This window comes from Mastigocladopsis repens PCC 10914 (assembly GCF_000315565.1).
Lineage (GTDB): Bacteria > Cyanobacteriota > Cyanobacteriia > Cyanobacteriales > Nostocaceae > Mastigocladopsis > Mastigocladopsis repens.
This window is the reverse complement of record NZ_JH992901.1, coordinates 3,346,273-3,370,565: the sequence shown is the minus strand read 5'-3', so window position 1 is coordinate 3,370,565 and position 24,293 is coordinate 3,346,273. Positions and strand designations below refer to the sequence as shown.

Annotated in this window: 20 protein-coding genes and 1 tRNA gene; 12 read left to right on the top strand and 9 right to left on the bottom strand. The window is 42.0% G+C overall.

Annotated elements, in window-relative coordinates:
* Positions 1-267 precede the first annotated feature (267 nt).
* Positions 268-1,620 (bottom strand): tyrosinase family protein, encoded by a 1,353-nt coding sequence (locus tag MAS10914_RS0117185; protein ID WP_017317186.1) that lies wholly within the window; start codon positions 1,618-1,620, stop codon positions 268-270.
* A gap of 583 nt (positions 1,621-2,203) precedes the next feature.
* On the opposite strand from MAS10914_RS0117185, the gene MAS10914_RS0117180 reads away from it, so the two are divergent.
* Positions 2,204-2,980 carry a thioesterase II family protein gene (locus tag MAS10914_RS0117180; RefSeq protein ID WP_017317185.1) on the top strand — a complete coding sequence of 259 codons (777 nt, stop codon included), beginning with the start codon at positions 2,204-2,206 and terminating at the stop codon, positions 2,978-2,980.
* A gap of 125 nt (positions 2,981-3,105) precedes the next feature.
* Here the strand turns inward: MAS10914_RS0117180 and MAS10914_RS0117175 are convergent, their stop codons facing one another.
* Positions 3,106-5,331 carry a GumC family protein gene (locus tag MAS10914_RS0117175; RefSeq protein ID WP_017317184.1) on the bottom strand — a complete coding sequence of 742 codons (2,226 nt, stop codon included), beginning with the start codon at positions 5,329-5,331 and terminating at the stop codon, positions 3,106-3,108.
* Positions 5,332-5,725: 394 nt separating this feature from the next.
* Here MAS10914_RS0117175 and MAS10914_RS0117170 point away from each other — a divergent pair, with 394 nt between their 5' ends.
* The 3 genes from MAS10914_RS0117170 to MAS10914_RS35625 are packed head-to-tail and all read left to right on the top strand — an operon-like array spanning position 5,726 to position 6,565.
* Positions 5,726-6,022: a transposase gene (locus MAS10914_RS0117170; protein ID WP_017314682.1), complete on the top strand. Its 297-nt coding sequence runs from the start codon at positions 5,726-5,728 to the stop codon at positions 6,020-6,022.
* Positions 6,019-6,291: a transposase gene (locus MAS10914_RS36425; RefSeq protein WP_332248838.1), complete on the top strand. Its 273-nt coding sequence runs from the start codon at positions 6,019-6,021 to the stop codon at positions 6,289-6,291. Before MAS10914_RS0117170 ends, MAS10914_RS36425 begins: the two co-directional genes overlap by 4 nt.
* Complete coding sequence (locus tag MAS10914_RS35625) at positions 6,248-6,565, top strand: transposase (RefSeq protein ID WP_017317183.1); 318 nt, start codon at positions 6,248-6,250, stop codon at positions 6,563-6,565. The genes MAS10914_RS36425 and MAS10914_RS35625 overlap by 44 nt, the downstream gene beginning before the upstream one ends.
* Positions 6,566-7,021: 456 nt before the next feature.
* Here MAS10914_RS35625 and MAS10914_RS0117160 read toward each other — a convergent pair.
* A tRNA-Gln gene (locus tag MAS10914_RS0117160) sits at positions 7,022-7,093 on the bottom strand.
* 611 nt (positions 7,094-7,704) lie between these two features.
* Between MAS10914_RS0117160 and MAS10914_RS0117155 the strand changes: the two genes are divergently transcribed.
* The 8 genes from MAS10914_RS0117155 to MAS10914_RS0117120 all read left to right on the top strand — a co-directional run bounded on the left by MAS10914_RS0117155 (position 7,705) and on the right by MAS10914_RS0117120 (position 16,088).
* Complete coding sequence (locus tag MAS10914_RS0117155; RefSeq protein ID WP_017317182.1) at positions 7,705-8,028, top strand: hypothetical protein; 324 nt, start codon at positions 7,705-7,707, stop codon at positions 8,026-8,028.
* Positions 8,029-8,596: 568 nt separating this feature from the next.
* Positions 8,597-8,911, top strand: coding sequence for a PqqD family peptide modification chaperone (locus MAS10914_RS0117150; RefSeq protein WP_026082612.1), 315 nt, complete (start codon positions 8,597-8,599; stop codon positions 8,909-8,911).
* Positions 8,895-9,350, top strand: coding sequence for a lasso peptide biosynthesis B2 protein (locus tag MAS10914_RS0117145; protein WP_017317180.1), 456 nt, complete (start codon positions 8,895-8,897; stop codon positions 9,348-9,350). The genes MAS10914_RS0117150 and MAS10914_RS0117145 overlap by 17 nt, the downstream gene beginning before the upstream one ends.
* Positions 9,347-11,377, top strand: coding sequence for a lasso peptide isopeptide bond-forming cyclase (locus MAS10914_RS0117140; protein ID WP_017317179.1), 2,031 nt, complete (start codon positions 9,347-9,349; stop codon positions 11,375-11,377). Before MAS10914_RS0117145 ends, MAS10914_RS0117140 begins: the two co-directional genes overlap by 4 nt.
* A gap of 99 nt (positions 11,378-11,476) precedes the next feature.
* Complete coding sequence (locus tag MAS10914_RS0117135; RefSeq protein WP_017317178.1) at positions 11,477-11,680, top strand: lasso peptide; 204 nt, start codon at positions 11,477-11,479, stop codon at positions 11,678-11,680.
* A gap of 409 nt (positions 11,681-12,089) precedes the next feature.
* Positions 12,090-12,959, top strand: a complete 870-nt coding sequence (locus MAS10914_RS0117130) for a hypothetical protein (RefSeq protein WP_017317177.1) — start codon at positions 12,090-12,092, stop codon at positions 12,957-12,959.
* Between the two features lie 7 nt (positions 12,960-12,966).
* Positions 12,967-14,805 (top strand): ABC transporter ATP-binding protein, encoded by a 1,839-nt coding sequence (locus MAS10914_RS0117125; RefSeq protein ID WP_017317176.1) that lies wholly within the window; start codon positions 12,967-12,969, stop codon positions 14,803-14,805.
* A gap of 26 nt (positions 14,806-14,831) precedes the next feature.
* A complete protein-coding gene (locus MAS10914_RS0117120) occupies positions 14,832-16,088 on the top strand; it encodes a nucleotidyltransferase domain-containing protein (RefSeq protein ID WP_232224177.1) in 1,257 nt (418 codons plus the stop codon).
* A 57-nt stretch (positions 16,089-16,145) separates the two neighbouring features.
* Here the strand turns inward: MAS10914_RS0117120 and MAS10914_RS0117115 are convergent, their stop codons facing one another.
* From MAS10914_RS0117115 to MAS10914_RS0117090, 6 genes are all read right to left on the bottom strand, one after another.
* Positions 16,146-17,354 carry a glycosyltransferase gene (locus MAS10914_RS0117115; RefSeq protein ID WP_017317174.1) on the bottom strand — a complete coding sequence of 403 codons (1,209 nt, stop codon included), beginning with the start codon at positions 17,352-17,354 and terminating at the stop codon, positions 16,146-16,148.
* 57 nt (positions 17,355-17,411) lie between these two features.
* Positions 17,412-18,695, bottom strand: coding sequence for a hypothetical protein (locus MAS10914_RS30415; RefSeq protein WP_071599888.1), 1,284 nt, complete (start codon positions 18,693-18,695; stop codon positions 17,412-17,414).
* 91 nt (positions 18,696-18,786) lie between these two features.
* On the bottom strand, positions 18,787-20,049 hold the full coding sequence (locus tag MAS10914_RS0117105; RefSeq protein ID WP_017317172.1) for a glycosyltransferase family 4 protein: 1,263 nt from the start codon (positions 20,047-20,049) through the stop codon (positions 18,787-18,789).
* A gap of 144 nt (positions 20,050-20,193) precedes the next feature.
* Positions 20,194-21,327: a glycosyltransferase gene (locus tag MAS10914_RS30410; RefSeq protein WP_017317171.1), complete on the bottom strand. Its 1,134-nt coding sequence runs from the start codon at positions 21,325-21,327 to the stop codon at positions 20,194-20,196.
* A gap of 109 nt (positions 21,328-21,436) precedes the next feature.
* Entirely contained in the window at positions 21,437-22,552 is a 1,116-nt protein-coding gene (locus MAS10914_RS0117095; RefSeq protein WP_017317170.1) for a glycosyltransferase family 4 protein, read from the bottom strand.
* Positions 22,553-22,766: 214 nt separating this feature from the next.
* Positions 22,767-23,873 carry a glycosyltransferase gene (locus tag MAS10914_RS0117090; RefSeq protein WP_017317169.1) on the bottom strand — a complete coding sequence of 369 codons (1,107 nt, stop codon included), beginning with the start codon at positions 23,871-23,873 and terminating at the stop codon, positions 22,767-22,769.
* Between the last annotated feature and the right edge of the window lie 420 nt (positions 23,874-24,293).

Genomic DNA, 24,293 nt, shown 5'->3' with positions numbered 1-24,293 from the left:
GTATTAAGAGCTTATTAATGTTGAGATAAATACTTATTGACTGAACAAAGGCAGAAGGTAAAAGCAATATTTGAAATAGATGATCTCCCCTCAATCCCTTATTACAGCGCTTCTCATCTGAATAAAGTACTAATTTATCTGTGTCCATCTGTGTCCATCTGTGGTTCATTATTTCTTTGTGTACCTCACTCAGTTGCAAACCGCTGTAAAGGCGTTGGGGAGATCTAATTTGTTGCCTAATTTGTTGCCTAAAAATAGTATGAGGTACTATGAACTTGGTATCAGCTTGGTTAGATTCGCCCCCTTGAGAGTGTCATAGGTGTAGCCATATTTTCTGAAATTTAGAGTGTCTGCAGGTGTGACAATATCATTTGGTGAAAAAGTAGGTAACAACGATAACAAATTCCCCGGACCCCAATTTGCGGGAATTGACTCTCCTCCATCCCATGGCCACAATCGGTCGTTGAGGTTCTCTCCATAATGTCCACCTGTGGTAGGATAGTAATTGCTACCCGCATGACCATTGACTTGCCATTCAGCCCAAAGGCGATCCACATTGGAATGAACCAACCAGAATACTGGATCGTTGATAGCACTAGCAAGGTCAGCCATTGTGCCTAAAGCTTCGGGACGACCTACAGCAGGGTCAAAAGTAGCCCCACCGACAAAGCTATGAAAATAGTTGTGCTGAAAGACTCCAGATGTTGGTTGTTGAGTAGAGCTATCCAGTTTAATAAATCCTTCTAGAGCTAGGCGAAAAGTTTCATAGTCGTTAATGGCAAGGATTTGCTCCTCATCTTCTTTAGGAATAGGGTAACTATTTGTAGGAGGCACTTGCAAAAAGCGTAAGAGTACCTCGCCGAATGATTCTCCTGATGGCTTAATATGTAAGTCTGACCTCAGAATCCATCCATTGGCTGCTGAAAAAGGTCCGGACGCAACAGGTCCCCCTTGAACCTCACCTAAATCTGGGATATTGAGGTTTACTCCTTGACCATTTGGTCCCATAAAGTCATCTTGAAAGATAACTTCTAACGCCTTAGGGTCTGTCCAATCCCAATAGGGAATTGTTACTTTGGGGTTGACTAATTGCAAAGCTTTTTCAAAACGGTGTATAAACTCACGATGCCACGGTAGGAATAGATCGCTTTCGTGAGCACCATCATGACCGGCTGCTGGACCTTGAGCACCCTCGTACATTAAACCCATTGCTGCCACATGCACTGCAACAAACTGGTCATAGATACTGACAGTGCTCCCCTCTAAAAATGTATTTTTTAATGTCCGCACAGCATCAACGAATGCGTGTTTCTCTTCTGAGGTCAGGTCAACAACATTCTTTCTAACACTTGCCCGATAAGCAAGAATCTTTTTGCTTATAAGGCTTTTGTTGTCTAAGGGAGCAAGAGCAGAATTAGCTTTATTGGATGAATAAATTGCACTAGGCTGATAAGAGACTGGCAGCTTGGTATTAGGATTGCCGTTGAGTATTTGATGTGATGTATGCTCGTGTTCATGATGCTTTGCATTATGGGAAAGTGCTGGAGTTCCGAACACGATTAGGGTAGCAACTATACCAGCAGTAATGACTGTTTTGATAGTTTTGTGAAGAATTTTCATAATCTAAGCTTGATTGTGTTTTCAATATTTCAAAATTCTCTGGGGACTCAACTACGAACTCTGTTTGCTCAGTATATAAAATCACATTAAGTCGGCTCGCTCACAATAGAGAATTTTTAGGAAAATCTCTCCTTTCTTTCGCAAACAGCGTAAACGCTCCTCCCCTGAGAGAATGTCAGCATTAATCTAGTGCAAAGCCAAGCTTGGCATCAAAGGTCTAAATGGTGCTGGGAAAAGCACAATCCTAAATACAGCAATTTTCGGGTAAGGGTAAATAGACCACATTGTAGAGACGCGCCATGGCGCGTCTCTACAGGGATTGAAATGAGTGCAGATGTGGTTCATTGATTTGAAAACCGCTGTAAGTTATTCGTTCCTATGGAGAAAAATTATTAACTATCAAAGTATTTCTGCTAGGTTGCACTCGTACTCTGTTAAGCTAAAATTGATAGTTTGAGGCTGACGCGAGGACACGCGGAGAGCTTTGCTGACACAGTGACACGGGAATAGGTCAACATCACCATTTCTCTGTGTATCCGCGTTTTTAGAAGCCGCACCTTCACCTTGATATCAGACTCGAAGTATGACAACGCAAACATTTCATTCTTTGGTGACGTGCCCTCAACCGAATCCTCAAGCTTGCCTGCGTTTATTCTGTTTCCCCTACGCAGGTGGTAGCTCTTTGATTTTTCGTACATGGTCTAACAGTCTACCGTCAACTGTTGAAGTTTGTCCCATTGAACTGGCGGGACGGGGAACACAAATGAAGTTGGCTCCTTTCACGCGGCTAGAACCTCTAGTCCAAGCCATTGCTCCTGTTCTCCTACCACATTTAGACAAGCCGTTTGCTTTCTTCGGTCACAGTATGGGTGCGCTTGTCGGCTTTGAGCTTGCACGTCTACTCCGCAGAGAATATGATGTTATTCCAGTTCACCTCTTTATCTCTGGTCGGCGTGCCCCTCAAATCCCTGACCCAAAGCCACCTGTCCACGCTCTACCAGAGCCTGAGTTCAAAGAGGAGCTGCGCCGACTTAATGGAACTCCTGAGATGGTGTTGCAAAACGCTGATCTGATGCAACTTCTTCTGCCAATTCTACGAGCAGACTTTGCAGTTTTGGAAACTTATGTGTATATGAACGAACCACCACTTAACTGTCCTATCACTGCTTTTGGTGGTTTACAGGATCACGAAGTCACTCGTCATGAACTCCAAGCCTGGCAGAACCAGACAAATGCTGCATTCTCTCTACAGATGTTTGCAGGCAATCATTTCTTCCTGCACTCAGCCCAATCACTCCTGCTGCAGTCTCTTTCTCAAGAATTGCACCAGATTACTAGTAAAATAAACCGTTGGCAATAGAACTATCATTACTTTACTGGTTTACAGCTATTTTCAGGTAAATAGACCACACTGTAAGGGCGAACAGCGGTTCACCCCTACATTCGATTGTGGTTCAAATAGATGAAAAGTGCTGTACTGATGGCTTATGAATTTCTTCTATCGTTTCTGAAAGAAGATAAGGATGATGTGGAACTGGGGTTCATGCTATCATCTTCTCCTATTCTTTCACCGCTTATGCTCTGTCTGTAATACTGCTGGTAATAGCTATATGAGCCAGGTGTCAAATCTTTGGACTTATTTGCTATCACCCCTAAGATGGGAGTTCCAGAGACTTGAAGTTCCTCCAAAGCTTGCTGGAACATGGTACGTTTGACCTTGCCCAATCCAGCCACTAGGATGAGTCCGTTGGTGTTAGCAGCAAGCAGGTTTGCATCTGCAAACCCTACAAGAGGTGGGGTGTCATAAATTACCAAATCAAAGGAAGCTTGCAGTTCGTTCATCAAATCCTGCATTTTCTGAGATGCAAGCAACCTAATGGAGTCAGGGGGAATTGGACCAGCAGTCAGGACAAATAAATTGTCCTCAAGGGGCGATCGCTCAATCACATTATTCCAGTCTAGGTCTTGTGAAATGACATCGGTTAATCCCTGAATATTCATCAGACCTACACGAGTATGTACAGTGGGAAAGCGTAAGTTAGCATCCACAAGTAATACTCTTTGCCCCATCGCTGCTGCCGCCAGCGCTAGGTGTATTGCAACTGTAGTCTTACCGTCTTCTGCTCCTGCTGAACTAATAACCAACGAGCGAATAGACGTGTCGGATCCAAGAAGAAGAATATTGGTGTAAAGAGAGCGAAAGACTTCAAAAAATGAGGCGCGAGCTGCTTGTTGTACTCCCCCAGCCGCTTCTTGCCAAGCAAATGCTCCAATTTCTTTTCTTAAAGGAACTACGCCCAACAGTGGCAGTCCAGTACCATCTTTGAGATCCTTGGAAGTGTAGAAGACATTGCTGAGCTTATCCATAACCAAAGCTGCTCCTGTACCTAAGAGCAATCCTAACACCGACCCCAAAGCCAGGTTTCTCTTTGCACTGTCAGAGATAGGTTCTGGTTCATTCACGAGAGTGAATTTTGGATCAAGAGACTTCCAAGGCTGCTGCTTTTGAGCTCTCTCAATTTCCAATGCTTGTTTTTTAGTTGTAAATTGATTCAGACCTTCAGTAGCAATCTTTAATTCCCGCTGAATGTTGTCGTAATCCCGGCTGATGGTTGCTAAAGCTTTTACTTGTCTATTAAGATTATCTATTTTTTGTTCCAAGGATGCATCACGTGTTTGCAGTTCCTGAATGCGGCTTTGAAAGTCTCTATTAACTCGTGCTCTTTCCTCCTCCACCAATGAGACTAAGTTTGCTTTCTGTTGGTGAAGACGCTGCATACTCTCTTCTTCATCCGTAAACGTGGTAGAGCGTTTAGCAATCTCAGCATTGACTTCTAAAAGCTGGTCTAATAACTTTTGGTAGCGGGGATTGTCACTCAACACTGAATTACTAGCTGAAGCACCTGGTTGTTGACTAAACTCCCTTTGCAAGTCTTGATACTTGGATACCATTTGTTCTAGCTGCACCCGATTTTCCAGTCGCTGTTGCGTCAAAGTCGTAATATGACTTGAGACTTCTTGAGCTTTCTGCTCTGGCTCTACCATGTCATTTGTTCGTCGCAGCGTTCTGAGTCGTTCCTGCCAGGCGCCAACCCGCATTCTTAAAGGTTGTGTCTGTTTGGAGACAAAACTAATTGCTTGATTGATTTCCTCCTGTCTTTCCCCTAAACTATAATCAAGATAACTATCTTTTAATAAAGTTAAGACATCGCGAACTAATTCTTCATCTGGACTTTTAAATTCGACCTCTAATATATTTTGCTTTGGGGATGTTACTTCTAAGTACGCAGTGACAAAGTCGTAATCCAGTTTTGGATATTTATCTTTATATTTAGCCTGAAGCTTTGCAACAACTGGATCTAGCATCCCACGACTCTCTAAGACCTGAATAGTCGTTGCTATCGGTTGTTCTGTCTCAGGAGATGCTATCGCCGCCTCTTGGGAACTTAGGGTTTGAGGGACGTTGGCTACTGCTCGACCTTCGCCAGTCACAGGCTTGGTTAAAATCTCAAACTTGCCTTGATACACTGGAGGATCTGTTTCTGCCTTCAACACCGCTGCTGTTGCCACTACCCCTGTTACACCAATAATTAATAATGCTCGGCGACGAAGAGTTGCTCCTAGTTGAGCGAAATTCAATCCACCTTCATCATTTTGCTCGGCTGTGTAAGCTTTTGACAACGGGTGAGGATATCTGTCTGACTTCAGCATAGCCTTAGTAATTTTTCTGACTTATGGTTTTCCGTAGTTGCACGCTTCGATTCCATCCTGGCACACATAACTAAGTTTGTTTGACTGCCAAGTTGTTCGACACATCCAGGGACATTAATAAACACATTAGCTAATCACATACTTTTGACCCCTTCAAGGGTAACTTGAGTTTTTTCATCAACCAAGTTTATAGATAGGTCACCCCGTCTGAAGTCTGGAAAAAATACTGATAACAATGGAGGGATGCACTTAATAAATACAGTAACATTACACAGGAAAATTTTGTCATTCAGTTGATTTATGTCTATAGTCTATATAGAACCCATTTGAGATCTTTGAGGTGAAGAAGTAAAATCGGCACAAACAGTGGAATAGAATCAGGTCAGGGCGAAAAATGGGATATTCAAGCGACGTGACAGACTTGGAATGGGAAATTATCGAGCCGTTATTGCCGACCAAGAAGAAAACAAGACCTCCTGTGTGGACAAAGAGGCAAATATTGAACGGGATATTTTATCAACTTAAGAATGGTTGCAACTGGGCAGACTTACCCAGAGATTTGCCGCCCTATTCTACTGTGTTCTGGCATTACAAGCAGTGGTGTGAAGATGGCATCCTGGACTCAATTATGGCTAATTTACATCAGGGAGTGCGTGAACAAGTAAAAAAAAACCACACTGGACAACCCTGATCCTGATTGATTCACAAGCGGTCAAAAATACTTGTAATGCCAGTGTTGAGTCGAAAGGGTTTTGTTTTTACAAAGCAACCAACGGGATTAAAAGACATCTAGCAGTGGATATATTGGGTTTCCCTTTCTTCACTCACTGCACCACCGCCAACGTATCTGATGACCAGGGGTTGATTGAAATGCTCTCACAAAATATCGATTATTTCCAATCTAAACCACTGGAAATTGCCCAAAACAACTATCTTGGTAGATCATGGCTATCATCCTGAAAAAATTATCCCGGCCTTAGAGCAAATTTATCCCCAGATCATGACCAAAATCCAATTTGAACTCTCTGCCAAGCCATCAAAAGCTGAAAAGCAAGCCAAAGGACAATCCGGATTTGTTCCGGTGGCTGCTAGATGGGTGATAGAGAGATCCAATGCTTGGGTAGAGCGATGTAAAAGTTTAGTCAAAAACTTTGACCGCACACTCGCTCGTGCCAATGCCAAGCTCAAACTTTGTTTTATCCGATTGATGCTCAAACGATTAGCTGCTAGCTAGCAAAAAGATCTCAAATGGGTTCTATAAAGATGTTTGACTTTCAAGTTGCTTGGAGACATACCTCTGCTCAGGTATGTGCCCAATAGCAGTTTTTAATTGAATGCGCTACAACGTTTTTTCTTGTGAGATGGGCATCTCCCCCCTCCTAGGGCAGGCGAGATGCCCATCCCACCCCACAACTCTTATCCAGGCTGTATTGAATACGAACGAGAACCACTATATCTTGTTTAGTACATTATTCTTATGCACTCCATACTTTTCCGGATCAAAGTCAGTGATAGAAATTTGACTTTTTACCTTAAGTATGCATGAGAGCTTCTAGTGCTGGAAGTAACATTCCCCCTGTTCTAACGGCGAGCATCTGTAGAAGTTGCTACAGGGTTAACAAGAATAAGGGGTGTTGCTGGACTTATGAAAAACTAAGAGGATAGGCTTAACGACCTACCCTCTATCTTACTGGGGCGCTAGGATTCGAACCTAGGGATGGCGGGACCAAAACCCGCTGCCTTACCACTTGGCTACGCCCCATTGATTTATCCTCAATTAATATAGCAGGCACTCATGGGGTTGTGTCAAGTACGTTAACGGCTAATTTATGAGAAATACCAAAAACGACTCTTTTTTTAGAGGAGTAAAGTTTAATGGTTCGGCTATGCTCTTGAGTTAAGGCTGTTGGAGGGATTTTGTAGTCTGTCAAGACGCTTCCAACAGATTGCTTTAGGAGTTATCCAGATTCTGGAGAGCAAACTGGTTTTCAGGCAAGGGATCTCATCAACTATCTGCATCTGTTATAAATGTTGTCGGGAAAACCCTCTTCATTTTAGGAGGTGGGATGAAAGTCATTGCGACGTCGTTGATTATTAACTGTTAACTGCCAACTCCTAATGAAATGTTTTCTCAACTGCTAATCATCGTTACCTCGAAATTCTACGTAATTTAGGTGGGGTCAGCTTAACTTTATGTGTTTGTCAGAGTTAATTCAGGTAGTTCAACTGTTTGTCTATAAGAGACACTAGCTTAAAATAGCTACTATCTCTTTATCTTTTTACCACAATGTCTAAAAAAAGAGGTTGAAAATTTAAGGCTCATCATAGAAAAGAAAATTGCTAATCAGTTGTAGTCTTTGTGTCAACATTTTTATGTCTTTTACTAGGTCAGGCATCAACCCCAGTATTATTTTTGTTTCTTTAATTAAATTTCTATTAAATAAATTAAAGTATTCTCGGCAAAAGACCCACGATTATACCCAATGCGTATGCGGACGTGACTATGTATTTGAACCTGTAAATAATTGGACACAAGGGTACATGACAGGGCAAGGTAAAGGTATTAAACGTGGCGATTATATTCTTTTACAAGATGGATCTAACTTTTATCTATATAAGGTAGAAGAAATTGACTATTATTCTGAACCGCCAGATATGTGGATAGCTTTTCTTCAGGAAGCCATGACTAAACAGTAATAAAGTTAATCATCTGGTTTTACACTACCCAAAGATAGATTTTAAATTTACATATTCTTAATGAGTGTGTTTTTTCGATAAAGCTTACTGAGAAATATGGGAAATCTATGTATCTTCTATTAACATAATCAAGAACGGGCATCTGCATTCCTTGTATCTAAGACTGTTTGTTTAAGTCAGTGTCTACCACTACAAGAGATAAAGACCACTCTTAACATTTATTTCAAGCCAGGGATAATCTTTGCCGAACAACTATGACCATATGGCTTTTGCAGTACTAATCCATAAGGTTCAATGAATAACATAATTTAGACTTTTCTTACTGTAAGGATAGCTAAAAGTCTATGGTGAGCAATACTAATAGTAGTCGTGCGGAACGGTTACTATCCTAAGGGTTTTGCTACCTTTCCTTGCAGGAGATAGTGGGTTAATTTGTTTAGTTAATGTGAAGTTTTAGAAGAGATATTTAATGTCTTTTTTTCTAGAGTTTAAAAGCCTTAAATTAAAGTGTAAATATACACTTGTTTTTTCTAAAACAATCAAACACTAGAAGGAAGTTTTAAGAATGATGACTTCAAAGCCTGCCAAGTCCGAACTTTCAGAGTCGTCAACAGTAGTAGCTGCTGCGGAACAAATATCTTCCGATCTCGGCGGCGAAGCAGTCATTCTAAATCTCAAATCGGGAGTTTATCACGGTTTGAATGAGATGGGAGCGCAGGTCTGGAATTTGATTCAGCAACCCAAGGTTGTGAAAGATATTAAACAAGTGATTTTAGAAGAGTACGAAATTGAACCAGAAGTTTGCATGAGCGACCTCTTGGCACTACTAAACGATTTGAGAACCACAGGGCTAATTGAGGTTAAGAATGAAACAGTTACATAACTATTTCAAACTGTCTGGGGGCGATCGCAATCTTTTAGCAATCACTTTTATCTTGCTGACAGCAATTAGGCTAGGGCTATTTTTTTTAGCCTTTCGGAATTTACTCAAGCTGTTGCAAAAGATAAGTCAGCAGAATTTTCGTTTCCCATTTGAGACTCATAAAAGTCAAATTTCTGTAGGCAAGATTGTCTGGGCTGTTAACGTAGCAACACGCTATATGCCTAGGGGGGCAAAGTGTCTAGCTCGCGCCTTAACGACCCAACTACTAATGAGCCACTACGGTTACTCCTCTGAACTACGTATAGGTGTTGCCAAAAAAGAGGGAGGACAACTGGAAGCCCACGCTTGGATTGAGTATCAGGGAAGGGTTGCCCTCGGCTATCTTCCAGACCTTTCCCGGTTTATCCCACTGCCATCTCTAGAAGGAGTCAAACTATGAGCGGCATTATGGGTATTTACTATTTGGACAGGCGTCCTATAGAACGTCAAGACCTAGCACGAATGGTTGATATCTTGGAGCATCGGGGAGCTGATGGTGCAGACATTTGGATCAATGAGTCTGTTGGTTTTGGGCATCGGATGCTGTGGACGACTCCAGAATCTCTTTTAGAAAAACTGCCCTCAGTTAACCAAACGGGTGATTTAGTCATTACATGCGATGCACGCATAGATAATCGCGATGAACTTATCTGTGCATTACAGTTTGATAACTGTCCACCCGAAAAGATTGCAGATAGCCAGATCATTTTGGCAGCTTATGACAAATGGGGAGAGCAATGTCCAGAACATCTTCTGGGTGACTTTGCCTTTGCTATCTGGAATGGGCGAAAGCAATCTCTATTTTGCGCCCGCGATCACATGGGTGTAAAGCCTCTCTATTATTACTATCAAGCAGCTAAGATATTTGCTTTTGCTTCAGAAATTAAAGCTCTGCTATGTTTACAGGAGATACCACGCCTGCTGAACAAGGTAAAAGTAGGCGACTATCTGGCAGCCATATTGGATGATAAGTCCAATACTTTTTATCAAGACATATTCCGTCTTCCTCCTGGCTGCTGCATGGTGTTGAGTGCTAAAGGAATGCAAATTCGCTCCTACTGGTCACTTGACCCTTCCCGTGAGTTGGAGTTGGGTTCTGATGAGGAATATGCTGAAGCATTACGTGAAATATTTGCTGAGGCAGTGCGGTGTCGCCTGCGGAGCGCTTTCCCAATAGGTTCGCATCTCAGTGGAGGGCTAGACTCCTCTTCTGTCACCTGCATGGCACGGCAAGTGCTTATGGAAGGCGGCATCAGTCGCCCTTTACACACCTTCTCAAATATTTTTGATATAATTACTGAGTGTGATGAGCGTCCCTTCATTGAGGCTGTACTTGCCCAAGGGAGTATGATTCCTCATTACGTCCATGCTGACCAACAGGGTCCTCTATCGAACTTAGAGCAAATTTTCCGATACCACGATGAAGCCATTCCTGCTCCTACCCATTTTCTGCTTTGGGGATTGAACCATGCTGCTCGTACCGAAGGGGTTCGGGTTGTCTTAGATGGCTTGGATGGTGATAACACTATCTCCCACGGAGATGGTTATCTGACTGAGTTGGTGCGGAAAGGACAGTGGGCAGAATTTGCTAAAGAAGTTGGTGATCTATATAAACTCGGTCTTTCACCGTCCCATTATCTTCGACAACATGGTCTGACATATCTGGAAGAACTGGCAAGAGGCTGGAAATGGGTTGATTTTGTTAGAGAAACCAATCATCTGTTGAAACACTTTAACGTTTCACGGCAACAGCTTTTTCTACAGCATGGCTTAAAACCTTTGCTCCCTCAGTCCGTACTGTCGGCTTGGCAAGTATTACGCGGGCGCAAGCAGTCTTTGAATGGTAGACACTTGATTATTAAGCGTAGCTTTGCCAAGCAAATCGCGCTAAATAAGCGTATCCAGGCTCTGACTGGTTTTCAATCTAGTCAGCCTCTGACAGAAAGAGAACAACACTGGCGCGGTCTGACTTCAGGTGTGTTAACTCTCGGTCTAGAAGTATCAGATCACTACGCCGCAGCCTTTTCATTGGAACCCCGTCACCCATTTATGGATAAACGGTTGATTGAATTTTGCCTGTCTCTACCTCCTGAGCAAAAGCTTAACCAAGGTTGGTCTCGCTTTGTGATGCGACGTGCTATGACAAATGTTCTACCGGAGCAAGTCCAGTGGCGTCGTGGAAAAAGCGATATGAGTTCGAGTTTTGTCCACGGACTGTTGGTACATAACCGAAAGCTTGTGGACGAAGTGATGCAAAATGATCTGCACGGCATCGCTGAATATATCAATACAAAGTATCTACGTAAAATCTACAAAGAATTAATATCTGTAAGCGAGATTAAGCCTCCTGAAAGCTTAATAGATGTATCCCTCTGGCAAGTAGCAATGTTTACTCTTTGGCTACAACACAGTCAGCTAAAGCAGTAGAAGCAGTTTCACTGCAAAGTTATATCGATGATTTATGAGCCCTGATATTAAAGGTGACTATCTGCACCATCGCTTTGCACAACACAAGAGGTAAAAACCATGAAAAAGACTTACCAAACTCCTAAGCTGCTCAACCACGGTAGCGTCAGCGAAATCACAGCTTTAACCGGAGGATCTAATAGAACAGACTTCTTGTTCGGAACAGATGGTCAAACGACTTTGGCATCTGCTTCAGGGTCACTCGACGCTTGTATTTTTGGTCAAGGAAAACCAACATCAGAGGACAAGTGCATAGTGAAGTAAAGGATTAAACCCCTAAAATTTTTGGAAGGTCTGCTGTCTCTCCCTCTAGAGCCTGTTCGTCTTGCTAGCGCTCAGTAGCGTAGTAACATTCAATTTGGCAGTAGTTAGTCAATCTCAAATTGAAGGGTAGGGGGAGACTAGCAAGCTTCCTCCTTTAAGGAATGGCTGCGGATATCCGTAGCTATTCCTATGAAGTTATTCCTCTACAAACTTACGCACAAAGTTTTTTCTTGAGACTGGGTGTAAGAGTGTGATGGGTGTAAGAGTTTTCCTGGAGCGATACTCCTACTCCCATCTCTCCTTACACCCCTTCCCAATACCGAAAGGTCACTCAAAAGTGTTTGTTTACTCTGCTTACAATCTTTGTATTCACTCTGAACTGCTTTTCGATGAATTGGTGTCATATAAGATGACGTCAAAGGTCACTGAGCAAGTTCCAGATATCGTCATTTCTCGCCGCCAGATTAGCAACTTAGAGGCTGAAGCAGCCGATGGAGGAAATCGGTTGCTAGGGTATATGGAGAGTCCAGAAGTAGGTAGATTTTTAGTTGAGTTTGGACGCAAGATAGTTGTTGAACCAGCGCCAGGGATTGAAGAGGATATTCTTCGCCCTTGTATTTTAGGACCAATCTTTGCTGCACTGCTTCGGCAGCGAGGACTGCTGGTTCTCCACGCCAGTAGCGTTGCCATCAATGGTGAGGCTGTTGCATTTTTGGGTCACTCAGGGTGGGGTAAATCAACCCTGGCTAATGCTTTCTACAACCAGGGATATAGTCTGCTCACTGATGATGTGATGGCAATCCAAGTTGAAGGTATTTATCCGATTACCTTTCCAGCCTACCCCTATGTCAGATTATTACCTGATTCTGCCGCCTCTTTCGGCTATGACTTTGAGTCGTTAGCTGCCATTCATGCTGGAGCATCGAAACGCAATAATTATCTTAGCCAAAGATTTTCACAAGAACCCCTGCCATTAAAGCGGATATATGTGCTGGAAAATGTTTGGCACTCCCAAAATGAAGTAGAACCCCTCCAGAGTCAGGAGGCTTTTGTGGAATTTGTACGCCACTCACGGGTGACTAATGTGTTAGTAACAAAAGATTTCGTCAGTTCCCATCTACGTCTATGTACAGACCTTCTCAAAAAAGTTCCCGTCTCTCGTTTGAGAAGGCGACATTCCCTAGCTGCAATTCCCGATATTGTGCAACTTGTAAAGGAAGACCTTGCCAAAAGTGCCAATGTACCACCACGTACCTTAAAAACTTCCGTTGTAGGGTGATAAAGTCTTGGCTACTAAGTTAAACCGCGCCATAGGTCAACTATCTTATTTGCCCCAGACTTTTAGGCTGGTCTGGGGTGCATCCCGCTATTGGACTCTAGCCTGGTTGCTGTTGCTAGTGGCTCAAGGGTTGCTTCCGACGGCAGGAGTCTACCTAACTCGGGTAACTGTGAACAGTCTAGTTGCTGTTGTCGGTGCGGGTATTTCCAGGGGAACTATCCAGACAGTCCTCGTTCCAGTGGGGTTGATGGCAGCTTTGTTGCTGCTCACCGAGTTGATGACAAGTGCTGGCGAATGGATTCGTACAGTTCAGTCAGAACTGGTGCAGGATTACATTAGTGGTTTGGTTCATTCCCAATCTATAAATATTGATTTGGGTTGTTATGAGTCATCAGAGTACCATGACCACCTGAACCGAGCACGCAGCGGTGCTAGTAACCGTTCTCTTGCGCTGATAGAAAACACAGGCAGCCTGCTACAAAATAGCATTACTCTTTTAACTATGGTGGCAGTCCTACTCCCCTATGGTGTCTGGCTACCTTTCTTTTTATTATTCTCTGCCTTGCCAGCTTTATACGTCGTACTGCGCTTAAATCAACAATATCACCACTGGTGGCGGCGGACAACCATTGATCGGCGTTGGCTTGAGTACTACGAAATACTACTAACTGACAGCACCTATGCAGCTGAAATGCGGCTGTTCAACCTGGGTGACTTTTTTCAGTCAGCTTACCGCAAGGTTCGCTATAGGCTACGTACTGAGAATTTAAGGTTAGTCAGAGATCAGAATTTAGGTCGTCTCGCTGCGGGGCTGATTATTCTGTTAATTTCTGGTGGTGCGATTGTCTGGATGGGTCGGCAAGTCCTACTAGGAATAATTACTTTGGGCGACTTAGCCCTGTTTTACCAAGCCTTTAATCAAGGTCAGGGGTTAATGAGGTCTGCCCTAGGAAACTTGGGACAAATTTATAGAAATAGCTTATTTATCAGTGATCTTTTTGCGTTTTTGCAGATCGAACCCAAAGTTATAGACCCACCGCAACCACTGCCTCTGCCTGCGAAAATGAGAGAGGGAATTCGCTTTCGTCAAGTCACGTTCCGCTACCCAGGCAGCGATCGCGCCGTCCTAGAAAACTTCAATCTCACCATTCCCGCTGGCAAAATTGTTGCCATTGTAGGAGATAATGGTGCTGGTAAAAGCACACTTACCAAATTGCTCTGCCGTTTTTACGATCCTGAATCAGGGAGAGTTGAATTAGACGGTAAGGACATTAGGGATTTTTCAGTTGCGGAACTCCGACGCAAAATCACAATTTTGTTCCAATCCCCAGTCCCTTATTTTGTTACAGTTGCCCAGAATGTAGCACTGGGAGATTTATCGGCTACTGCTAGTATGGGTGCTATTGAAGGTGCCGCTAAAGCTGCTGGGGTTCATGAAACTATTCTGCGTTTACCTCAAGGTTATGATTCCATGCTGGGTAAATGGTTTCCTGGTGGGAATGACCTAAGTGGTGGGGAATGGCAACGTCTTGCTCTGGCACGATCTTTTTTTAGAAAAGCCGAGATTATCATCCTGGATGAACCCACGAGTGCAATGGACCCTTGGGCTGAACACGACTGGCTAGAACGATTCCGCACAATGGCGAATAGTCGCACCGCAATTGTCATCACTCATCGTTTCACCCTGGCAATGCGGGCTGATATTATTCACGTCATGCGTAATGGTCAGATTGTAGAGTCAGGTAGTCATGATCAGCTAGTAGCTCAAGATGGTCTCTACGCCAAGTCTTGGAAATCACAGATGCAAGCTAACTCAAACAACCCTGTTGAAAGTAGCACGGTTTAGTTATTAGGAAATGCGATCGCCCCCAGATGATGAAAACTTTATCTCCAATAGATACTAAAAACCAGCAAATCAATGTTAAACCCGAAATAGAGCTACTTCTTCGTTGCGTTCGCACTTCACCTAATGATTCAACTATTGAGCGCATCAAAGCCTTGGTTCAGGAAGACATAGACTGGGAATACCTTATTCAAACAGCATATAGAAATGGTGTCATACCGCTCCTTCACTGGAGTTTATCTAAAATATGTCCACAATCAGTTCCTGCAACTTTTCAACAGCAGCTTCAATATGACCAGTATGTAAGAACTCAACGCAGTCTTATCCTGACCAATAAGCTGCTCAAGCTATTGGAGCTTTTTGAGGCTAATAACATACCTGTTATTCCATTCAAAGGACCCATCCTTGCCATTTCAGCTTATGGTGATATCGCACGTCGAGATTTCTATGATTTAGATATTTTGGTTCGCAAACAAGATTTTTTGAAGACAAAAGAACTACTGGCGGATCAAGGATACCAACCATACTCCAACAGTAATGAGAAAGAAGCAACTTACCTTAGCTCACTCAAACCAGAGCAACAGAAGGCTTACCTGCAATCCCACTGGGAACTGCATCTGGTGGATGAGCGCGATCGCGTTACTGTAGACCTGCATCACGGGATATTACCAAAGCAATTCTCATTTTTGTTCGATACTGAATGGATATGGGAAGATGCTCAACTAAAACCTTTTGCTAATAAGAAGGTTCTTCATTTTGCCTTGGAGGATCTCATCCTAATTCTCTGTTCTCAAGGGGCTAAGGACTGTTGGCTACAGATGAATCGGATTTGTGATATTGCTCAACTTATCCGCACCTCTGATGAGATTGATTGGGAGAGAGTGTGTGAACGCGCAGCTAAGTTGCGGATGACGCGAATCCTCTTGCTTGGTCTTTTACTAACACATAATTTACTAGAAGTAGAGCTTCCAAAAACGATTTTGCAACAAATACAAGCTAGCCCATTACTGGAGTCTCTTGCTTCCCAGATTTACATCCAACTTTTTACTCAAACTAACAATTCGCTTCAAGATTATAAAATTAAAAGCTTCTTTTTTCATCTTCGACTGATAGAACACCCATTGGATAAAGTTTGGTATTGTTTTGAGCATCTCATTGTGCCAACAATAGCAGACCAAGTATTTTTACCACTCCCTAAACATCTTTCTTTCTTGTACTATCTTCTCCGACCTATCCGTTTAATAAGAACGTATTTACTGCCGCTAGTAGCTCCTAGAAGTAGTTGACCCCATTCCTATATTAGGAGAGGAAACCTGTTAGGCAGAGTGAGAAACACAAAAAGATTATGACCGCTTTTGTGGTTCACTTTTGGCTTTGTTAAGAACCAGGTTATAAATTTCCATAAACTGTTTGTAATTAGCTTCTGGAGTGTACTTAGCTTCGTAAGTGCAGCGAGCGTTTATTTCCATAGTATCTACTGCTTCAGGGTGAGTTATTGCCCAATTTATCTTAGCTGCCAAATCCAGTGCATTCCCTGCTTCAAAGTGTAGACCTGTCACTCCATCTTCTACAATTTCTGCCATACTGCCTAACTTGGAAGCTATGACAGGTAAACCACAGGCAAACGCCTCCGCTATTGTCAACGGAAAGCCTTCATACCAAATCGAAGGAAATACTAGAAATTTGGCATTGTAGATGAGTTCCAAGACAGTTGCTTTACTTTGTCGCCCTAAAAATGTGATGACCTCTCCAAGTCCTCTAGCCTGCACTTGTTGGCGCAGTGCTTCATCTAATGGACCGTCACCCACAATTTTCAGTGGTATGCTCAAATGACCTTGTGAATAAGCGTCAATCAGCGTTGTCACGCCTTTTTCTTCCGAAAGTCGTCCTACAAATAGTGCGTAGTTTTTCAACTTGTTGGTTTGAGATTGAAATTGGGGAGCTAATAAAAAATTTGGTTTGATGTGAATTTTGTCCTTGGGCAAGCCTGCCTGAACCATTTTATCTTTATGAAAGTTGGTTAAGGTGATGTAAGCGTCCACGCGGTTTTGCCAAGTGCCACGCAATGTATGAACGGTCAGCATTGTTGCCACAGCAGCGCTTTGTATCCGTGAGCCACGGTAACAACCGTGGGCAACACCAGACCAAGGCACGACTTTACCAATGCAATCTTCACAGATTTTGCCATCTCGTAAAAGCATTGCTTTTGGACATCCGAGCCGATAGTTATGGAGCGTTTGTACTACTGGAATGTTTACATCTCGGCAAGCGTCGTATATTGCCGGAGAAAGAAGAGGAAAAAAGTTATGTACGTGAACTATATCGGGACGGAAATGAGAAATTTTTTCTTTGATTTGCTCTCGTGATCTAGTTGAATATACAGCAGAAAGTGCAGCTTTTACCTTTCCTTGAATTCCGACAATGCTATCGTTATCAATTTCCCATAGCAGAACTTCATGTCCATAAGACTGCAATAACGCGCGTTCAGCCTGTACAACGACATCTTCACCTCCCGCATACTGATAACGGTTATGAGCAATCATAATTTTCATATGATTAATCCTAATAATTTTTTTAAAGGTTTTTAATGAAAATGACAAATCTAAAGTTTATCCTAATGCTTGCTGCTCAAAATCGTAATTTTGCATTCTTTGTTGCAATAATTTATTAGATTTCTCTGCATGATGTTTTTGCCATTGCAGCCCGATTAGACTAACTACAAACAACATAAAAGCTGGTTCTTCCATCCAAGAAAAAATTACACCAGCAACAAACACAGTAATTAGGAAAAATTTTGAGAGTTTATCTACACAGACATACTTCCAAACTAAAAACCAGAGATACAAGTAGACTCCTAATCCCAGAAACCCTAAATCTCCCCAAATACCTGCCCAAGAAAATAATAAAGAGTACATACTAGAGCCAGTACCACTATTAGACCAGTAGTAGCTCTCTTGGGCTATCCATACTGTATTAAAAACAGGAGTGCCAGTCACACCTAATGGTTGCAGAATTTGTATGTAATCTTTCATTAGCCAGCCTAAGCGGCTAATAGTATGACCAGGACCAAGTCCAAAAAACCAATTGAAATCTGATTTGTAAAAGTCCAAAATAATAGAAAATACAGATAATTTATATTGAAAAGCCTCTGTGACGACTTCCATATCCGATATATAGCGGATACCAGCGTACATACTATTGATAATTTTAAGAACGACAAAAGTCACTGGCAGGGCAATTCCCAAATACATTATTGCTTTCCAAACCTCCTTCAACTGCGTAAGTATCAAGATAAACCAGGATACTAAAAATGCAATTATTACCTGTTTTACATCAGCATAAAGAATGTTCCCTACACCTAAAAGAAACACAAATATGCGTAACCATTTTGAACGAACTCCAGAAGCTAAGAGAAAATAAACACCAAAAGTTAGACCAACATCACCTCCTACGTGATGTCCTGCTCCCATGTTCAGGAAAATTCCCTTAATATAATCACCTTCGTATCTAAGAATAAATTTTTGAAAATATACAAAAGCAAAATGAATATAAACAAAGATAAATAACCACTTTTGAAATTTTTTAATGCTAGGTTCAGGTAACTTTACACTGGTAATTGCTATTAACAGTATAAAAGGTTCACCAAGCATCAGAAAATTGAGAATGACATTGATAAGCCCTGCTTTATTCAGCAAGGCGCTAGATGTACTTACGGTCAATAAAATCAGCAGTCCCACTAGGATTTGTACAGCAATTTTGCTCCGAATTCTGGGTATTACCCACACAAATAAGACTACTGCAAGCGCAAAATGCAAAAAGTTAATGGCTGATGGAAATTTTAGTGCTGAAAGAACTCGTGGGAACATAGCAGAAGCGAGGAATAGCAAAATCATGCTAGACCGTCTGATAATTCCTGCCTGAGGTGATGTTAATGCTAGGTCCCCTGTGAAATTTTGCCGATTGTCTTTTCGTTTCATAAATTCTCTAACCCAATTTCAAGTATGATTTGTCTTGGGTTGAAATTTCTTCGTAAAGTTGAGCAAAATATCGCCCTTTACTTTCCCAACTAAAAGCCTCTCTCACCCTCTTGTGTCCGGCTTGACCCATCCGCAACCTCAAATCTGGATCTTTTGCTAGCAGCGTCATCGCTTTAGCAATATCACTCACTGCTTGCTCTGGCGTTTGAGCGTGAATCTTAAAACCAGTTTCCTCTGTAATCTGGATCGCTGGTCCACCTAAATTCAGGCAAACCACTGGACGGCTTGCTACCATTGCCTCTAAGCAGACAGTTGGTGAAAAATCATGCAGGGCGGGATGTACTACTACATGAGACTTTGCTAATGTATGAAAGGTGTCTTCACGCGATATTGCTCCCAAAAAAAAGGTTCTGTCGGCAATTCCCAGCTGATTGGCAAGTTCCTCCAGCCTTTTTCTCTCGGGTCCTTCCCCAATAATCCAGTACTCACTCTGCTCTAAACCAGTCTGGGCAAATGCCTTGAGACCGAGATGAAATCCTTTCCAGTGTAGAAGACGTCCTATGCTGACAAATCTGATAGTGGTTTCGTCAGATGAAACCGCAAGTTGTTCAAGACGGGCAAACTCTTGTTGATTGATTCCAGTTTGTCCAGGCAAAAATTCAATTCTTTTGGCACCTAAAGCATTCAAATGGGTTGCGGTTTCTGGAGTCGTCACTATTGCAACAGTACTCCGGCGAGCTGTAAGGTGTACAAATGGGTCAAGTTCACCCACCCAGCGCAAAAGGTTACGCAGAGTTTCGTAAACCTTGGCGCGTTGGCTGAAGTCTTGCCAGAATGGTTTGGGTGTAGACTCTGCGCCTCCAACCGGACCCCAGATGAAGGGTATGGGAAGAAAGACCAGAAAACTCGGGCTTGAATACCTACCATAGGTTATGTGGTGTGCAACATCAAAGCTAATTTCTTTATGGAGTCGCGTGGCTACAAAATACGCCCAAATTTGCCACAAGTAGTAGTGGAGGTAGACTGACCACTGCGATCGCTTTCCTTCATAAGACCAGTCATAAACCCAACCTAGTGGATCGAGATAAACGAAGTTCAGATTAGGCGGTTGGTTACGAGCAAGTTCTGCCTCAATAGCTGGACGATGAGTATTTGAAGTCAGAACCCAGACTTCATGGTGTTTAGCAATCTGACAAGCCATGTTCCAACCGACTCCCGGCTCTGAGCCGCGACCAGGTTCACAAGCATATGCAGACAAAAGGACTTTCATGGATGAAATTCTCCAGTGTCAAGTTTGATTTCTACAAAAATAAATATTTATATCTGTAACTTGTCCTAGTTTCTTTGAAAAAATCGCATCACTATGCTCAAAAAACTATACAGCAAAATTGATTTTTCCTAGCGTTGCTTTTAGCTACAGTTGCTGTAGAAATGTGAGCCACTGCTGGGCGATCGCTTCTGGCTTAAACGCTTCACTCTGTCGCTGGCTAGCTGTAATCAATTGACTGCGCCAATCTTTTGAGGTTAACGCTTTGTAAATTGCTGTCGCTAGAGCTTCTGGATCATCTCTTGGCACTAAATTTCCATATTTGCCATTTTCTAAAATGCTGCGCGGACCTCCGCCAATTGCATCAGTTGAAATGACAGGAACTTTACAAGCCATTGCCTCTACCAACGCTAAGCAAAACGCTTCGTCTAGGGAAGACATCACAAAGACATCGGCTTTGGCAATGTGGCTCCAGGGATTAGCCACATGACCAGGCAAGCTGACATCCTTCTGCAAACCAAGTTTGGCAACCACCTCCTCCAAATGTGGTCTTTCTGGACCTTCTCCCAAAATAATTAGCTTGACTTTGAGCTTGCTTCGGACTATCGCAAGTGCTTGCAACAGGAGGGGATAGTTTTTGCGCTTTGCTAAACGCCCCAGGCTAATAATTACTGGAGTGTCCTTGTGCTGGAGCCATGGATGTTCGGGTTCAGCTTGACTGCGTATTAAGAAGTTGTCAACATCGACAGGATTCGGTATGACTGCTACACGATTGCGGGGAATGGGAATACGATCTTGCTTGAGAATATCAAGGACACCTTGGCTGACAGTGGTTAAGCCGTTAGCTGTAGGATACAAAAGCCGTGCTAACCAAGGCATGATTTGCATTCGCAGATCATGTTTGTGATCAATTGCTATGTCTGAGGTTAAAGTATCTCCTTGATAGATCACAAATTTTGTCTTGCGCTGATTTGCTAATAGCCATCCCATAAGCGCAGGAATGCTAATGATTGTGGGCATGGCAATCAGCACATCTGGCTTGGCTGCTTTCAAAAACTTTGATAGGGCAATGGGAGATGCCATAGACCGCTCAACACCTAGTGGCACTAATTTGACGCCCTCTGGAAAAGAGATATCCTCTGTTGGTCCTTTTGAGAGGTATAGGACGTACAAGTCTCTCACACCCAAGTTCCAAAACCCTTTTGTCAGGGCTACTGGCAGGTTTGTGAATGCTCCGCCGTCCAAACCCCAGGTAAAGATAGCAATTGACCTCTGACTCATCTATCATCCTTTACAAGATTCTTAAATAAAATTTTCGGCATTGTATGCACTCTACATATAAATAAAGAAAACAATTTGATGACCTAACCTTTTTGTAAAGCACTTGCCATTAAGATTTATCATTTGTTGAATTTGACAAGGATTGAAATATCTTTTCTGCTACAGAATGCCAATTCAATTGAGTCTTAACTTTATCTCTTGCTTTGTTAGACATGACCCTCAATAATGAAGTATCAGATAATAGCCTGATAATTTGAGTGGCTAAAGTATCAGATTTATATTGATTAATCACAATACCATTCACCTCGTTATCAACTATTTCTGGCATTCCATCATTTGCCGATACGATGCAAGGAATTCCATAATTCATTGCCTCTATAACAAACAAAGGAAAAGGGTCACAACGTGCGGGTGCGAGTACTAAGTCGGTGTTTAAGAACAAGTTAAACATCTCTGAACGAGAAGAGACGTTGCCGATATTGTTCACTCCTTCCTCGTCAATCTTTAAATCTTTGCCAACAATCACTAGCTTGGTATCAGGCAGGACATATCTCACCTTACGGAAGGCTTCTAAAACCAAGTCTCCACCTTTTCTAGCAAACTCAGAACCATTAAATAAAATTTGTTTGCTTCCAAATGACTTTGGTCCTTCATAAGGTTCTTGATAATTACCGGAAACCCCGACAACACTTATCTTTTCTGGGGGTATACCATAGTCTTCCACAAGAGAACATTTTACTTGTTTGCTCATTGAAAAAAGATGATGAGCACGTTCATAGGCTGCTTGCTCCAATTTGAGCCATTTATTACGTTCTCTATAATCTGTAAAGGGTGCCCATTGTGGCCAATTTCTTTCACCAAGTATCATTGTGTAATCTAGATACATTGTATAATGAATATCAGATTTGTGATGAAATGGGCTATACATTCCATAGAGATGAAAAACTAAGTCAGGAGGAGATTTTAACTTCTTAATTTTTTGTTCTATTTGTTTTGATTTGAAGACAAACGCTTCACTGCTCTTGTAGAAACTTATTGGCTTTAAAGTTTTCTTAGAGAAAGCATAAGAGAGTTTACTATAAAGAGCTTTTCCTTTTATCAAAAGTGTGTCATTACAGGGGATAATTTCTATTTTTTCAACGTATGAAGACATCACTTTCCATAGATCCTGATGACGATATATAAAACTAGGATCTCCTGTAATGGCTATCTTTTTCATTTCCATTGTGGTTGATTCTCCTTTAATTAAGGTAGGATAATCGCTCGTTGTGTCTCTATATTTAGGCTTATTAAAAAAGTAGCCCTTTCAAAGGCTTGTTATGAAAAACTTATAAAGATGCATATGAGCAAAAAGCAACTTACCTTTATGTGCCAAGGGTAACGACCAAGTGAATGTTTACAGACTTTTTATAACTCTCGTTTTAACTATCAAAAAATGCTTATCTGTAAGCACGACTTGGAACACGTGTTCTTTTAAGTAGGACTTTGGCTAAACGTTTAAGCCAATTTGAGCCGTACACCGTGTCAAATAACACCATGAAGAGAAAGTGTGGCAGATACTCCCCCCACCTCAATAGCCATTGTTGAGAGCCAACAAAGTTAAACTGGGGATGATTAATCAGTCGCTGATGAGCTTCCTTGGTTTCTGACTTAGATTTATATTGCAAATGAGAAAGTAGATAACGATACTGTAAATAAGTCCAGCTATAGTCCAAATCTGTTAATTTCTCTGCTACTTCATTGCCATAAAAATTCTTTAAAAATTGCTTTTGCTCGTGATGAACACGTCTGAAGGCGTTTATTTCACGCTCTAAATAATCTGCTGTTAAGGATTTGGCAACTGTGAGGTTTGTGCTATGTACACGGTACATACTATGTACATCTGGCACAGAAACTATTTCCGTGGTGCATGCAGCTATGTAACAAATAAGACTATCTACATTGCGGACAAGTGTCTCATCGAGAGGAAATATTAAGTCAGATACCTCGCGCCGGATACAAAGTGCAGAACCCAGAGGTACATTATAAATAAACCCACCATTATCTAAAGCAAATGGTCCTAACCAACCTGAAGGCAGATTGCTAAACATCGGGTTTGATTTTATTAGCTTTCCCTCTCCATCAATTTTGATGATGTTGTGAACACCAAATCCAGCTTTCGAGTTAGCGTGGAATGCTGCAATCATGATCTGCAGCTTGTCTTGCGTCCATACATCATCTGCATCTAGCAAGCAGACAATTTGCCCTTGACTATTCCGATAAGCTGCATTGAGTGCAGAAGAAACCCCTCCGTTCTGTTTACGGATCAGTTTAACTCTGGAGTCTTTTTGAACATAAGTTTCGATGATTTCACAAGAGTTGTCCTTAGAACCATCATCACAAACGATGATTTCAAGATTGGAATAGGTTTGTTTTAGAGCACTCTCGATTGCTTCTCCAACATATTTTGCATAGTTGTAGTTGGCTACTAGTACTGACACCAAAGGACTTTCTGGTAGTTGGGGAAGTTCGATTGGTTGTAACTTTTCTGTTTTCATTTCTTGCATACACTCATCCCTCAAATTTGGTGTTAAGGAAGCTTACAGTTAATCACCTGTACTTGATTTAAAACTTACCCAGCCTCAACATTCTTGGTATTTCAGCTTTTATCTATTTCCTCATCCCCTTTTTGTAATGAGAATTTACCTAAGTCATGTTGATAACAAACTTAATTTTCCAGTAGACTTATCTTTTACCTGCTACCTTTTTCCTCAAATATAATGAAGTATACCTAGTTTAAGTAGCAAATTTTGGGCACTAATTTGGTAGTTACCCCTAAAGGATTCTGTCATACTTTTTCGGCAAATGAGCACTTATTCCGGATATTTTTACTGGCAAATGTACTTAGTAACGTCCTTCAAGTGAATCCGAAAGTGTTGGAACACTTGTATAATCCCAGTTTGAGCTACGTAAAAATCTCCAAAATA

Bases quoted from the DNA above. Each gene is read 5' to 3' on its own strand.
- MAS10914_RS0117145 (WP_017317180.1), top strand. From the start codon at position 8,895: ATGAAACAGTTACATAACTATTTCAAACTGTCTGGGGGCGATCGCAAT.
- MAS10914_RS0117115 (WP_017317174.1), bottom strand. From the start codon at position 17,354: ATGAAAATTATGATTGCTCATAACCGTTATCAGTATGCGGGAGGTGAA.
- MAS10914_RS0117170 (WP_017314682.1), top strand. From the start codon at position 5,726: ATGGGATATTCAAGCGACGTGACAGACTTGGAATGGGAAATTATCGAG.
- MAS10914_RS0117150 (WP_026082612.1), top strand. From the start codon at position 8,597: ATGACTTCAAAGCCTGCCAAGTCCGAACTTTCAGAGTCGTCAACAGTA.
- MAS10914_RS0117105 (WP_017317172.1), bottom strand. From the start codon at position 20,049: ATGAAAGTCCTTTTGTCTGCATATGCTTGTGAACCTGGTCGCGGCTCA.
- MAS10914_RS0117095 (WP_017317170.1), bottom strand. From the start codon at position 22,552: ATGGAAATGAAAAAGATAGCCATTACAGGAGATCCTAGTTTTATATAT.
- MAS10914_RS0117140 (WP_017317179.1), top strand. From the start codon at position 9,347: ATGAGCGGCATTATGGGTATTTACTATTTGGACAGGCGTCCTATAGAA.
- MAS10914_RS30415 (WP_071599888.1), bottom strand. From the start codon at position 18,695: ATGATTTTGCTATTCCTCGCTTCTGCTATGTTCCCACGAGTTCTTTCA.
- MAS10914_RS0117135 (WP_017317178.1), top strand. From the start codon at position 11,477: ATGAAAAAGACTTACCAAACTCCTAAGCTGCTCAACCACGGTAGCGTC.
- MAS10914_RS0117090 (WP_017317169.1), bottom strand. From the start codon at position 23,873: ATGCAAGAAATGAAAACAGAAAAGTTACAACCAATCGAACTTCCCCAA.
- MAS10914_RS0117130 (WP_017317177.1), top strand. From the start codon at position 12,090: ATGACGTCAAAGGTCACTGAGCAAGTTCCAGATATCGTCATTTCTCGC.
- MAS10914_RS0117185 (WP_017317186.1), bottom strand. From the start codon at position 1,620: ATGAAAATTCTTCACAAAACTATCAAAACAGTCATTACTGCTGGTATA.
- MAS10914_RS0117175 (WP_017317184.1), bottom strand. From the start codon at position 5,331: ATGCTGAAGTCAGACAGATATCCTCACCCGTTGTCAAAAGCTTACACA.
- MAS10914_RS30410 (WP_017317171.1), bottom strand. From the start codon at position 21,327: ATGAGTCAGAGGTCAATTGCTATCTTTACCTGGGGTTTGGACGGCGGA.
- MAS10914_RS0117120 (WP_232224177.1), top strand. From the start codon at position 14,832: ATGATGAAAACTTTATCTCCAATAGATACTAAAAACCAGCAAATCAAT.
- MAS10914_RS0117180 (WP_017317185.1), top strand. From the start codon at position 2,204: ATGACAACGCAAACATTTCATTCTTTGGTGACGTGCCCTCAACCGAAT.
- MAS10914_RS0117155 (WP_017317182.1), top strand. From the start codon at position 7,705: ATGTCTTTTACTAGGTCAGGCATCAACCCCAGTATTATTTTTGTTTCT.